Annotated in this window: 11 protein-coding genes and 1 tRNA gene; 5 read left to right on the top strand and 7 right to left on the bottom strand. The window is 70.1% G+C overall.

Translation table 11 applies throughout. From position 1 onward, the window contains the following. Window positions 1–157: 157 nt before the first annotated feature. The gene (locus M3C17_RS04790; RefSeq protein WP_136030209.1) at window positions 158–931 is read left to right on the top strand and encodes a hypothetical protein; all 774 of its coding nucleotides are present in this window, start codon (window positions 158–160) and stop codon (window positions 929–931) included. A gap of 171 nt (window positions 932–1,102) precedes the next feature. Further along, a complete protein-coding gene (locus M3C17_RS04785) occupies window positions 1,103–1,606 on the top strand; it encodes a DUF3145 domain-containing protein (RefSeq protein ID WP_259976505.1) in 504 nt (167 codons plus the stop codon). 134 nt (window positions 1,607–1,740) lie between these two features. On the opposite strand, the gene M3C17_RS04780 is transcribed toward M3C17_RS04785, so the two are convergent. After that, a complete protein-coding gene (locus M3C17_RS04780; protein WP_259976504.1) occupies window positions 1,741–3,144 on the bottom strand; it encodes a PLP-dependent aminotransferase family protein in 1,404 nt (467 codons plus the stop codon). A 95-nt stretch (window positions 3,145–3,239) separates the two neighbouring features. On the opposite strand from M3C17_RS04780, the gene M3C17_RS04775 reads away from it, so the two are divergent. After that, window positions 3,240–3,902, top strand: coding sequence for a YitT family protein (locus M3C17_RS04775; RefSeq protein ID WP_259976503.1), 663 nt, complete (start codon window positions 3,240–3,242; stop codon window positions 3,900–3,902). A gap of 67 nt (window positions 3,903–3,969) precedes the next feature. Here M3C17_RS04775 and M3C17_RS04770 read toward each other — a convergent pair whose 3' ends face one another. From M3C17_RS04770 to aceE, 6 genes are all read right to left on the bottom strand, one after another. Beyond that, on the bottom strand, window positions 3,970–5,208 hold the full coding sequence (locus M3C17_RS04770) for a beta-ketoacyl synthase (RefSeq protein WP_259976502.1): 1,239 nt from the start codon (window positions 5,206–5,208) through the stop codon (window positions 3,970–3,972). Between the two features lie 93 nt (window positions 5,209–5,301). Then, on the bottom strand, window positions 5,302–5,550 hold the full coding sequence (locus M3C17_RS04765; protein WP_017202249.1) for an acyl carrier protein: 249 nt from the start codon (window positions 5,548–5,550) through the stop codon (window positions 5,302–5,304). Window positions 5,551–5,619: 69 nt separating this feature from the next. After that, entirely contained in the window at window positions 5,620–6,621 is a 1,002-nt protein-coding gene (locus tag M3C17_RS04760) for a beta-ketoacyl-ACP synthase III (RefSeq protein WP_259976501.1), read from the bottom strand. Continuing rightward, entirely contained in the window at window positions 6,618–7,538 is a 921-nt protein-coding gene (locus M3C17_RS04755; protein ID WP_259976500.1) for an ACP S-malonyltransferase, read from the bottom strand. Before M3C17_RS04755 ends, M3C17_RS04760 begins: the two co-directional genes overlap by 4 nt. Before the next feature lie 97 nt (window positions 7,539–7,635). After that, window positions 7,636–8,832 carry a CdaR family transcriptional regulator gene (locus M3C17_RS04750; RefSeq protein ID WP_259976542.1) on the bottom strand — a complete coding sequence of 399 codons (1,197 nt, stop codon included), beginning with the start codon at window positions 8,830–8,832 and terminating at the stop codon, window positions 7,636–7,638. 30 nt (window positions 8,833–8,862) lie between these two features. Then, a complete protein-coding gene (aceE, locus tag M3C17_RS04745) occupies window positions 8,863–11,589 on the bottom strand; it encodes a pyruvate dehydrogenase (acetyl-transferring), homodimeric type (RefSeq protein ID WP_259976499.1) in 2,727 nt (908 codons plus the stop codon). A 152-nt stretch (window positions 11,590–11,741) separates the two neighbouring features. On the opposite strand from aceE, the gene M3C17_RS04740 reads away from it, so the two are divergent. After that, window positions 11,742–11,814 (top strand) — tRNA-Val (locus M3C17_RS04740). A 119-nt stretch (window positions 11,815–11,933) separates the two neighbouring features. Further along, window positions 11,934–12,821 carry a TIGR01777 family oxidoreductase gene (locus M3C17_RS04735; RefSeq protein ID WP_259976498.1) on the top strand — a complete coding sequence of 296 codons (888 nt, stop codon included), beginning with the start codon at window positions 11,934–11,936 and terminating at the stop codon, window positions 12,819–12,821. Window positions 12,822–12,857: the final 36 nt, after the last annotated feature.

The following is a 12,857-nucleotide window of genomic DNA, read 5'->3' as shown; positions in this document are numbered from 1 at the left end:
GTAGCGACGGGCGGCCGGGACTCGCCGGGCGCCCCGATCAGTCTATTCGGTTATCCACGGCCGCCCTCCGGGGACGCCCCGGCACCCGCTGTTAGGCTTGCCTTATCAGGGCCTGTTAAAACGTGCTGGCCCCCGATGAAAGGAACATGACTCGATCATGGGATACATCAAGTCCGCAGCGCTGGAGGAGAAGGGCTTCGTCGTCCTCGACAGCTACGACCAGGAGGCCGATCCCAAGGAGTGGCTCGACGTCGAGTACAACGACTGGAAGTCCTCGGGCGACACCCGGTTCGCGCCCCTCGCCAGCGCCTTCGGCGACATCGAGTGCAACGGCTTCTGGAACCACAAGCCGCCGCGCACCGACAAGGACGGCGTCTGGATCGACTCGCAGGTCGCGAAGGCTCCGAACCTGACGCGTCGTGCGCAGGAGCCCGGAGCGAACGTCGGCCGCTGCCGCATCATCGAGCTGCAGCCGACCCCGTACGGCGACTGCCTCTACAACCTGCACCAGGACGACAACAACCGTCTGAACCCGGACGGCACGGGCTGGGTCGTGCGCGGCTTCTTCAACCTCACCGATGACAAGGACAGCTACTTCGTCCTGCGTGAGAACCGCACCGACCCCAGCATCGAGTACCGCATCGCTCTGCCCGCGGGTGCGCAGCTGATCGTCGACACGCAGCGCCTGTGGCACGCCGCCACGCACAACGGCACCGACCCGCGCTACTGCCTCATCACGTCGTGGACCTCCGGTCCGGAGCTCGACGCGTACATCGAGAAGTACCACGGCACCGACGACGTCCCGAACGTCGAGGTCCCGCAGGACGTGCTGGAGTTCGGCTACGCCGAGCAGGCCCGCAAGGACGCCGCTCGCGCCGCTTACTACGCTGCCAAGGGCCAGCAGGTGAAGCAGGCGATGAGCGAGGCGTGATCGCCCGCTGAGACGCCCGAAGGCCCCGGTCGCACGACCGGGGCCTTCGTCGTCGAATCACACGCTTGTGATTTCGCGTCGACTCGGCGAGAATGGGCGCACAACCGCATATTCTCGCCACTTCGTGGTTCAGGTCGTAGGGGAAGACGCACCTGATGAAACGGAGAGATCATGGCGACGGCTTACGCACGCGGAGTGGTGTACATCCACTCGGCGCCTCGCGCGCTCTGCCCGCACCTGGAATGGGCGGTAGGTCGCGCTATCGGGCGTGCGGTGAACTTCGACTGGACGGAGCAGCCGGTCCTGAGCGGCGCGCGTCGTGCGGAGTTCTACTGGGACGGCCCCGTCGGCACGGGAGCGGCCCTGGCGACCGCGATCCGCGGGTGGGAGCACCTGCGGTTCGAGGTGACGGAGGACCCGACGCCGCGCAGCGACGGCGGCCGCTGGCTGCACACGCCCGACCTCGGCATCCACTACGCGCAGACGGATGCCGCGGGCAACATCGTGATCGGCGAGGACCGCATCCGCTACGCCATGGAGATCGCGGCGGGCAACGCCGTCGAGCTTCAGCGGGAACTCGACATCGCCCTCGGCTCCGCCTGGGACGAGGAGCTCGAGCCGTTCCGGCACGCCAGCGACGACGCACGCGTCGTGTGGCTGCACAAGGTCGGCTAGCCGACGAGACCCGGAGCGCGGGAGGCGTGAGTATCGGATGCCGGTGAGTCATCCCGGACGCTGAGAAGACGTATGCCCGCTCCACCTGACGAGGACCCCGCCCCGACCACGAGGCGGGGTCCTCGTCATCGCGCTCAGATGACGGCGACGTGCCCGAGCTCGCGAGCCTGGGCGACGGCTCCACCGTGGAGGTCGTCCCAGGCCAGGGCGAGACGCGCCATCGCCTCGGCGGCTCGCTCCGGGGTGAGGGTGATCGGGATCCGCAGCCGCCGCTCCAGCACGCCGCCCGTCGTGAAGCGCGGCCCGGGCGGCAGGATCAGCCCGCGGTCTCGCGCGGCCAGGGAGAGTGTCGTCGAAACCGGAGCTCCCAGGTCGATCCAGGCGGAGAGGCCTCCCGGCGTGTGCGGCATCCGGATGCCGGGGATCGGCGCGAGGCCATCGGCCACCGCTGCGCGTCCGGCGGCGAGCCGCCGGCGCACGTGAGCGGTGAGAGCGGGGACGTCGGCGAGCAGCTCCACCGCGATGCACTGCTCCAGCAGCGCCGTGCCCAGCTCGAAGGACGGTCGCACGGCGAGCAGCCGGGCGACGACGGAGCGCTCCGCGCGGATCCACCCGATGCGCATCCCGCCCCAGGCGACCTTCGACATCGAGCCCACCGTGATCACCCCGGGCCCGCCTGCGGCCATGGGCTGCGGCGCCCAGCCGCGGTCGATGTCGAGTTCTGCGGTCGTCTCGTCCACGATCAGGTGCGTGCCGATGTTGCGTGCGGTCGCGGTGATGCGCGTGCGCTCCTCGTCGGTGAGCGTGGCGCCCGTCGGGTTGTGGAAGTCGGGGATCAGGTATGCCACGTGGGGTCGCGCGCTGAGCAGGGTGTCGGTGAAGTGCCTGGTGTCCCATCCGTCGGTGTCCACAGGTGTCGGCACCAGGCGGTATCCGTGGCGGTGCAGGGCCTCCAGCGCATGCGGGAACGTCGGCTGCTCGACGAGAGCGCGTTCGCCCCGGCGGCCGATCGCGGTCAAGATCAGGTTCACCGCGTTCAGCGCGCCCGAGGTGACGACGATCTCGTCGGCCGAGGTCGGCACACCGCGCTCATCGAACCGCCGCGCGATCGCCTCTCGCAGTTCGGGGAGGCCCTGAAGGGAGTAACCGCTCGTCCCCCGGAGCGCGGCCAGACGGGGGAGCGAGCGCACCGTGGCGTCGTACAGACCGGGGGTCGAGTCCATCGAGGCGATGGACAGGTCGATGGCCTCGTCGTCGCGCTCGGGTGCGGGGGCGGACGGGCCGTGCGGGAGGGCGACTCTGGTGCTTCCTCCGTGATGCCGGGACACGTACCCGCCCGCCTCCAGCACGCCATAGGCGCGGGTTATGGTGGACCGCGAGCGGCGCAGCTCGACAGCGAGGGCTCGTTCGCTCGGGAGCCGCTCGCCGACGGTGAGGCGACCGTCGAGGATGAGGGCCCTGATGCGGTCGGCCAGTCCGGACGCGGAGGCGTCGTCCAGGTCCTGCGTGCCGAGGTGCATGACGAGACGGGAAGACATGGTCCCAGCCTGCCGCAAAAGTGGCCTCCCATGTGCAGGCCACTTTTCCCTCAGTGGTCGCCTCGGGGCGCCTCCGCACGGGCCACGATGGAGAGATGCTCTTCCGTGCCGTCTTCCTGCCCTTCACCGCGACGAGCCGTCGGGATCTGGTCGAGCGGCTGGCGCAGCTGGTCGGCGGGCTCTTCCTCTACGGCGTGGCGCTCGGCTTCATGGTGCGGGGCGGCATCGGCGTCGCGCCCTGGGACGTGCTCTCGCTGGGCGTCGCGCGATGGACAGGACTGGGCTACGGGGTCGTCACCGTGCTCATCTCGATCGTCGTCCTGCTGCTGTGGATTCCGCTCCGTCAACGCGTGGGCCTCGGCACCCTCCTGAACGCGCTGCTCATCGGTCCGTTCGCCGACCTCACGCTCCTCGTGCTGCCCGCGCCGCCGACCGTGTGGGTGGGGGCGCCCATGTTCGTCTTCGGGCTGGTGCTGCTGGCGTTCGCCACCGGTCTCTACATCGCGGCGGACTTCGGTCCCGGCCCGCGCGACGGCCTCATGACCGGTCTCGTCCGGGTGACCCGCTGGCCGGTCTGGCTGGCACGGACGGTCATCGAGGGGTCCGTGCTGCTCGTCGGCTTCCTGCTCGGCGGTCCCGTCGGCGTCGGTACCGTGCTGTTCGCGTTCGGCGTCGGCCCGTTGATCGGCTGGTTCCTCCCGCGCATCGAGCACCGCCGCCAGGCCCGCTCGGCGCGACTGGCGGTATCGGTGCGGTGAGCTCCGCATTCATGACGAAGGCCCCCGGGACATCATCCCGGGGGCCTTCGTCCTGTGTGTGAAGGCGTCAGTCGACGCCGCCGAGCACCAGCACCGCGTTGTGACCGCCGAAGCCGAACGAGTTGCTGATGGCGACCTGCGGGCCGTCGCCGAGGGGCGCGGGCTCGCCGGACAGGCGGAACGGCACCGCCGGGTCGGGCTCGGTCATGTTGATCGTGGGCGGAGCCACCCGGTCGCGCAGCGCGAGGATCGAGAAGATGGCCTCCAGCGCGCCGGTGCCGCCGAGCAGATGTCCGGTCGACGCCTTGGTGGCCGAGACGGGGATCTCGTCGATGCGGTCGCCGAAGACCTTCTTCAGCGCGGTGTACTCGTTCGGGTCGCCCACCGGGGTCGACGTGGCGTGCGCGTTGATGTGGGTGACCTGGTCGGCGGTGATGCCCGCCTCCTCGAGCGCCTGCGTGACCGCGCGGGCTGCACCATTGCCCTCCGGGTCGTTCCCGGTGATGTGGTAGGCGTCCGCTGTCACGCCGCCGCCGAGGATGTAGCCGTAGATCTTGGCGCCGCGAGCGGTGGCGTGCTCCTCGGTCTCGAGGATGAGGGCGGCCGCGCCCTCGCCCATGACGAAGCCGTCACGGTCGATCGCCCCGGGGCGCGACGCGTGCGCCGGATCGTCGTTGCGGCGCGAGAGAGCCTGGGCGGAGGCGAAGGATGCCATGGTGATCGGGTGGATCGCCGATTCCGTCCCTCCGGCGATGACCACGTCCGCCAGTCCCTCCTGCAGGTGGTGGAACGCGTGGATGATGGACTCGGTGCTGGAGGCGCAGGCGCTGACGACCGTCTGCGCATAGGCCCTGGCCTCGAACTGCAGCGACAGGTTGCCCGCTGCGGCGTTGGGCATGAGCATGGGCACCGTCAGCGGCATGACCCGGCGCGGCCCCTTCTCGCGCAGCGTGTCCCAGGCGTCCAGCAGCGTCCAGAGACCGCCGATCCCGGTCGCGAAGTCGACGCCGAGGCGCTCGGGAGCGACCTCCGGCGAACCCGCATCCGCCCAGGCCTCGCGTGCGGCGATGAGCGCGAATTGCGACGACGGGTCGAGGCGCTTGGCCTCGTGACGTGGCAGCACCTCTTCGGGCCGGACGATGGCCTGGGCTGCGAAGGTGACGGGCAGCTCGTACTGCTGCACCCAGTCGTGCTCGATCGTGCGCGTGCCGGACATGCCGGCGAGGAGGTTGGTCCAGTTCTCCGGAGCCGTCCCGCCGATGGCGGAGGTGGCGCCGATGCCGGTGACGACGATGCGCTTGGTCATGAAGGTGTGGTTCCTTGTCGAACGGAGTCGTGCAGGGTCGGTCAGGCGGAGGATGCCACGCCCCGAGCGGCCGGGGGTGGCATCCTGCCGGGATTACTCCTGGCCCGCGACGATGAAGTTGACGGCGTCGCCGACGGTCTTCAGGTTCTTGACCTCGTCGTCGGGGATGGTGACGCCGAACTTCTCCTCGGCGTTGACGACGATCGTCATCATCGAAATCGAGTCGATGTCGAGGTCGTCCGTGAACGACTTCTCCAGGGCGACCTCGGAGGCGTTGATGCCGGTCTCGTCGGTGATGAGCTCTGCGAGGCCGGCGAGGACCTCATCGTTGGTGAAAGCCATGGTGGTCTTCCTCTTTCTTACGGGTTGTATTCGGAACCGTGGAACAGTCTAGGGAAGGTCGGCGCGCGATCAGGGGAGCACGACGACCTGTGCGGCGAACACGAGACCGGCGCCGAAGCCGATCTGGAGCGCGAGTCCGCCGGACAGCTCGGGGTGCTCGGCCATCAGACGGTGGCTCGCCAGCGGGATGGAGGCGGCGGATGTGTTGCCGGTGGTCTCGATGTCCCTGGCGATCACCGTCGTCTCCGGCAGGCCGAGCTGCTTGGCGAACTCGTCGATGATGCGCATGTTGGCCTGGTGGGGGATGAACGCGGCGAGGTCGGCGGCCTCGATGCCGGCCTTCTCGAGCGCCTCGCGGGCGACCTTCACCATCTCCCAGACGGCCCAGCGGAACACGGTCGGTCCCTCCTGGCGCAGGGTCGGCCACGGGATCTCGCCGTCGCGGAACGCGGTGAGCGTGCCGTTCATGCCCACGGCGTCGGCCTTCGAGCCGTCCGAGCCCCAGACCGCCGGGGCGATGCCGGGGGTGTCGCTCGGGCCGATGAGTGCCGCGCCGGCGCCGTCTCCGAGCAGGAACGAGATGCTGCGATCGGTCGGGTCGACCACGTCGGAGAGCTTCTCCGTGCCGATCACGAGCGCGTGGCGCGCGGCGCCTGCCCTGATCAGGGCGTCCGCCTGCGTGACGGCGTAGGCGTACCCGGCGCACGCGGCGTTCACGTCGTAGGCGGCCGCGGGGTTCGCCCCCACGCGGTCGGCGACGATCGCGGAGACGGAGGGCGTCTGCTTCGGGTTGCTGATGGTCGCGACGATCACCAGGTCGACCTGATCGGCCGGGACTCCGGACTTCTCGATCGCCTCGGCGGCTGCTGCCGTGGCCAGGTCGATCGCGTCCGTGCCCTTGTCCGCCCGGACGCGGGTGACGATGCCGGTGCGCTGGCGGATCCACTCGTCGCTGGAGTCGATCGGGCCCACGAGATCCTCGTTGGGCACGGCGTTCTCACCGCGCGCGGCGCCGAAGGAGTAGATGCGGGTGTACGCGGGGCCGGTGCTCTGGGCGAGGGTGGCGCTCATGCGGCTTCTCCGTTCAGCAGCGCGACCGCCGCATCGAGGTCATCAGGGGTCTTCACGGCGACGGCCGGGACGCCGCGGAGCCCGCGCTTGGCGAGGCCCACGAGCGCACCTGCGGGCGCGAGCTCGATGACGCCGGTCACTCCCGCCTCGGCGAAGGACGCCATGCAGAGGTCCCAGCGCACCGGCGACGACACCTGGTCGACGAGGAACGTCAGCGCCTGAGCACCCGAGCTCACGACCGACCCGTCGCGGTTGGTCCAGAGCGTGACCTCCGGATCGGCGGGGGTGACGTCGGCGACGGCGTCACGCAGCGCGGCGACGGCCGAAGCCATGTAGTCGGTGTGGAAGGCACCGGCGACCTGCAGCGGCACGACGCGCGTGCCCTTCACCGGTTCCTCGGCCAGGGCGGCCAGAGCCGGGAGCGCGCCCGCGACCACGATCTGTCCGCCGCCGTTGTAGTTGGCGGGGGAGAGCCCGAGCTCGCCCAGACGAGCGAGCAGTGCCTCCTCGTCGCCACCGAGCACGGCGCTCATGCCGGTGGGGGTCTGGGCGGCGGCGTCGGCCATGGCACGGCCGCGGATGCCGACCAGCCGCATGCCGGTGGCGGCGTCGATCACACCGCTACCGACCAGCGCGGCGATCTCGCCCACGGAGTGGCCCGCGATCCCATCTGCCCGGCGGCCTGCCCGCTGAACCAGCGCGTCGCCCGCGACGAGCGATGCCGCGACGATCAGCGGCTGCGCGATGCGCGTGTCACGGATGGTCTCGGCGTCGGACTCGGTGCCGTGGGCGCGGAGATCGACCTGCGCGGCTTCGGAGTAGTCGGCGAGGCGCTCCTCGACACCGTCCAGTTCGAGCCAGGGGGTGAGGAATCCGGGGGTCTGTGAGCCCTGTCCAGGGCAGACGACGACAATCACCCACCCAGTCTGCCAACGATTGCCGACGAGCGGTGGATGATCCATCACAAGATTGCGAGAAACCCTTGTGTGTGGCGCACAGCCGACGCGGCTGCCCTCAGCGGGGTGTGCGGCGCAGCGCGGGGCGTCGACGCACCTGCTCCGCGGCGCCGATCGAACCCAGGATCAGCGCGGTCTGCAGGATCAGCGCCTCGCGCGGTCCCGTCGCGTCCCAGCCGATGACCTCGCTCACGCGCTTGAGCCGATAGCGCACGGTGTTCGGGTGCACGAACAGCTCGCGCGCGGTCGCCTCCAGCGAGCGGCCGTTGTCGAGGTAGCTCCACAGCGTCGTCACGAGATCCGTCGAGTGCGCCTGCAGCGGGCGATAGATCCGTTCGATCAGCGTCTGCTTCGCCAGCGGGTCGCCCGCGAGCGCCCGCTCCGGCAGCAGATCGTCGGCCTCCACCGGGCGCGGCGCACTGCGCCAGGCCCTGGCGACGGCGAAACCGGCGAGGGCCGCACGCGCGCTCTGGCTCGCGTCCACCAGCGCGGCGACCTCAGGGCCGAGCACCACGAAGCCGGGACCGAACGAGGGCTCGAGTCGCGCGGCGATCTCCTGGAAGCCGAGCTCCTCCTCCTCGCCGTCCTGCCCCGCCACGCGGGCGCGGCCGAGGACCAGCACGAGGCGCGAGCCCTGCACGCCGATCAGCACGTCGACGGAGAGCTTGCGTGCGGTGCGGCGGACGAGATCGACGTCGAACTGCGGGGGCGTCGTGCCCACCAGCACCGCGACCTCGCCGTGTCCGTGCCAGCCGAGTGCGGCGATGCGACTCGGCAGCTCCTCGTCGGCCTCGCCCGTGAGGATCGAGTCGACGACGAGCGCCTCCAGGCGCGCATCCCACAGACCGCGCGCCTCCGCGGCGCGGGCATACACGTCGGCCGCGGCGAACGCCACATCACGCGAGTACAGCAGGATGGCCTCACGCAGGTGCTCGCCCTTGCCTGCGACGCGCTCCTCCGTGACCTCCACCGTGACGCGGATCAGCTGGAGCGTCTGCTGCAGGCTGACGCTGCGCAGCAACTCCCGCGGGGCGGCGGCGAAGATGTCCGCCGCGATCCATGGTGTGGAGGTGGGGTCGTCGTACCACTGGATGAACGACGTGATGCCCGCCTGCGCCACCAGCCCGACCGCGGAACGGCGGGCCGGCGGCATGTCGGCGTACCACGGGAGGGTGTCCTCCAGCCGCTTGATGGTCACCGAGGCGATGTCACCGGAGATCCGGCGCAGCCAGGTGAGCGTCGCGGCCTTGTCCATGCCCTCGGCAGACGATGATGCCACCGAGGGTCAGCTCTCGCCGCCTGCGTTGCCGCTGGTGCCGGCGTTCACATCGTGCAGACGGTACTTCTCGATCGCCTGCGCCGCGAGCGAGCGGTCGACGGTGCCCTCCTCGGCCAGCGACTGCAGCGTGCGCACCACGATCGACGGACCGTCGATCTTGAAGAAGCGACGCGCCGCGGCGCGGGTGTCCGAGAAGCCGAAGCCGTCGGCGCCGAGCGTGGCGAAGCGGTTCGGGACCCACGGACGGATCTGGTCCTGCACCGCGTGCATTAAGTCGCTCACCGCGACGACCGGGCCCTCGGCGCCCTGCAGCTTCTGCGTCAGGTAGGCCGTGCGCGGCTCCTGCTCGGGGTGCAGGAAGTTGTGCTCGTCGGCGGCGAGGCCGTCGCGGCGCAGCTCGGTCCACGACGTGACGGACCACACGTCGGCGATCACACCCCAGTCGTTCTTGAGCAGCTCCTGCGCCTCCAGCGCCCACGGCAGGCCGACGCCCGACGCGAACAGCTGCGCGCGGGGACCGTCGCCCTCGCCGACCGAGACGCGGTGGATGCCGCGGACGATGCCGTCCACGTCGACGTCCGCAGGCTCGGCGGGCTGGACCAGCGGCTCGTTGTACACCGTGAGGTAGTACATGACGTTCGGGTCCTCGTGATTCCCGCCGTACATGCGCTCCAGACCGGAGCGGACGATGTGCGCGATCTCGTAGCCGTAGGCCGGGTCATACGACACGGTGGCCGGGTTGGTGGCCGCGAGCAGGTGCGAGTGGCCGTCGGCGTGCTGCAGGCCCTCACCCGTGAGGGTGGTGCGACCGGCGGTGGCGCCGATGATGAAGCCGCGCGCCATCTGGTCGCCGGCAGCCCACTGGGCGTCGCCGGTGCGCTGGAAGCCGAACATCGAGTAGAAGATGTAGATCGGGATCAGCGGCTCGCCGTGCGTCGAGTACGACGTGCCCGCGGCGGTGAAGGCCGCGAGGGCGCCCGCCTCGTTGATGCCGACGTGCACGATCTGACCCTGCGGGCTCTCCTTGTACGCCAGGAGCAGCTCGCGGTCGACCGACGTGTAGTGCTGGCCGTTGGGGTTGTAGATCTTCGCGGTCGGGAAGTACGCGTCCATGCCGAACGTACGTGCCTCGTCGGGGATGATCGGCACGATGCGGTGGCCGAACTCCTTCGTGCGCAGCAGGTCCTTCAGGAGGCGGACGAACGCCATGGTGGTGGCGATCTCCTGCGTGCCGGAGCCCTTCTTGGGCAGGGCGTACGCCGCGTCGTCCGGCAGGGAGAGCCCGACGTGGGTCGAACGGCGCTCCGGGAGGAAGCCGCCGAGCGCGCGACGACGCTCGAGCATGTACTGGATCGTCTCGTCCTGCGGTCCCGGGTTGTAGTACGGGGGAAGGTACGGGTTCTCCTCGAGCTGCGCGTCCGTGATCGGGATGTGCATCGCGTCGCGGAACGTCTTGAGGTTGTCCAGCGTCATCTTCTTCATCTGATGGGTCGCGTTGCGGCCCTCGAAGTGCGGACCGAGGCCGTAGCCCTTGACGGTCTTCGCGAGGATGACGGTGGGCTTGCCCTTGTGCTCGGTCGCGGCCTTGAACGCCGCGTAGACCTTGCGGTAGTCGTGACCGCCGCGCTTGAGGTTCCAGATGTCGTCGTCCGAGTAGTCCTTCACGAGCGCAGCGGCGCGCTCGTCGCGACCGAAGAAGTGCTCGCGGATGTAGGCGCCGGACTCGGCCTTGTAGGTCTGGTAGTCGCCGTCGGGGGTGACGTTCATGAGGTTCAGCAGCGCGCCGTCGGTGTCGCGGGCGAGCAAATCGTCCCACTCGCGGCCCCAGACCACCTTGATGACGTTCCAGCCGGCACCGCGGAAGAACGACTCGAGCTCCTGCACGATCTTGCCGTTGCCGCGGACCGGGCCGTCGAGACGCTGCAGGTTGCAGTTCACGATGAAGGTGAGGTTGTCGAGGCCCTCGTTCGCGGCGACCTGCAGCTGCCCGCGGCTCTCGACCTCGTCCATCTCGCCGTCGCCGAGGAAGGCCCAGACGTGCGACTGCGAGGTGTCCTTGATGCCGCGGTTCTCGAGGTACTTGTTCGACATCGCCTGGTAGATCGCGTTGATCGGGCCCAGACCCATCGACACGGTCGGGAACTGCCAGTACTCGGGCATCAGGCGCGGGTGCGGGTACGACGGGATGCCGTGCGGCGCGTGCGACTTCTCCTGGCGGAAGCCGTCGAGCTGGTCCTCGGTCAGACGCCCTTCGAGGAACGAGCGGGCGTAGGTGCCGGGGGAGGCGTGGCCCTGGATGAAGATCTGGTCTGCGCCGCCCGGGTGGTCCGCACCCTTGAAGAAGTGGTTGAAGCCCACCTCGTACAGTGCGGCAGACGAGGCGTACGTGGAGATGTGCCCGCCGACGCCGATCCCGGGGCGCTGCGCACGGTGCACCGTGATCGCCGCGTTCCACCGGATCCAGGCGCGGTAGCGGCGCTCGATCTCCTCGTCGCCGGGGAACTCCGGCTCGTTCTCCGGGGCGATGGTGTTGATGTAGTCCGTGGTCGGCACCATCGGCACGTTCAGGTGCAGCTCCTTGGAGCGCTTGAGCAGGCTGAGCATGATCTCGCGGCCACGGCCGTGGCCCTTGGCATCCACCAGCTCATCGAGCGACTGCTGCCACTCGCCGGTCTCCTCCGGATCGCTGTCGAGGGGGCCCTGAGAGTACGGATCCTGATCGTGGACGGTCACGGGGAGCCTTTCGTCAAGCTGGCAGGTCATGCCAAGGAAACGGGAAGCGACACGGGCAGCCTTGTCGGCCGTGCACAACGCGCGCCGACTTCAGCCTATCCCTCTTCCACGACACGGGTGCGCATCCCTGCCCGGATAGACTGAGCGCACCAGGGCCTTTAGCTCAGCTGGTAGAGCGCCACGTTTACACCGTGGATGTCGTCGGTTCGATCCCGGCAGGGCCCACCTCCTCCCGTGATCGCCTCCTGGCCTGCGCTGCGCCCGCTTCGGACTCCGTGCCGCGGCTCGCAGCGAGTACCGTGGGCGGTCAGAGCATTCGGTGCGAGGGGGAGGGGACGAGCACCATGACGCGACGCATCGTGATCAGCGGGGCATCGGGATTGATCGGATCCGCGCTGAGGGACTCCCTGCGCGGCGACGGCGTCGAGGTGACGACGCTCGTCCGGCGCCCTCCGCGCGACGACGGCGAGGTGCAGTGGATGCCGGGGGTGAGCGCCCTCAACCCCGAGGTGCTCGCGGGGGCCGAGGCCGTCGTGGCACTCGGCGGCGCGAGTGTGGGGCGCCTGCCGTGGACGCCGCGCTACAAGCGCGAGCTGGTCGAGTCCCGCCTGGATGCGACGCACACGCTCACCACCGCGCTGCGGGCCCTGCGCACGGACGCGCCGGCCTTCGTCTCGGCCTCCGCCGTGGGGTACTACGGCTCCGCGCCCGGCGAGGTCCTCACCGAGGACTCGGCGGCGGGCGACACGTTCCTCGCCGACCTCACCGTGCGCTGGGAGGATGCGGCCCGACGGGCCGAGGACCACACCCCGGTGGCGCTGCTCCGTACGGCTCCCGTCATCCACCGCCGCGGCGTCCTGCGGCCCATGATCACGCTCACCCGGCTCGGCGTCGCGGGACCGCTCGGCGGCGGGGACCAGGTCTGGCCGTGGATCTCCCTCACCGACGAGGTGCGCGGCATCCGTCACGTGATCGACGAGCGCATCGCCGGTCCGGTGAACCTGACGGGACCGACACCCGCCACGGCCAACGACATCGGACGTGCTCTCGCCGTCCGCATGCACCGGCCGTTCTGGCTCCCGGCTCCCGCGTGGGCGCTGCGCCTGGCCCTGGGTGACGCGGCTGTGTCGCTGCTGCTGCCGGATGCGGACGTGCGGCCGACGGTGCTGGAACGGACGGGCTTCGCCTTCACGCATCCGACAGCGCAGGAGGCTGTGGCCGCCGCCGTCTGAGCGTCGCGCGAATGTCCGGCGTCGACCCTCCCGCTG

It is taken from the genome of Microbacterium sp. p3-SID336 (genome assembly GCF_025143365.1).
Lineage (GTDB): Bacteria > Actinomycetota > Actinomycetes > Actinomycetales > Microbacteriaceae > Microbacterium.
This window is presented reverse-complemented; position numbering and strand designations above follow the sequence as displayed.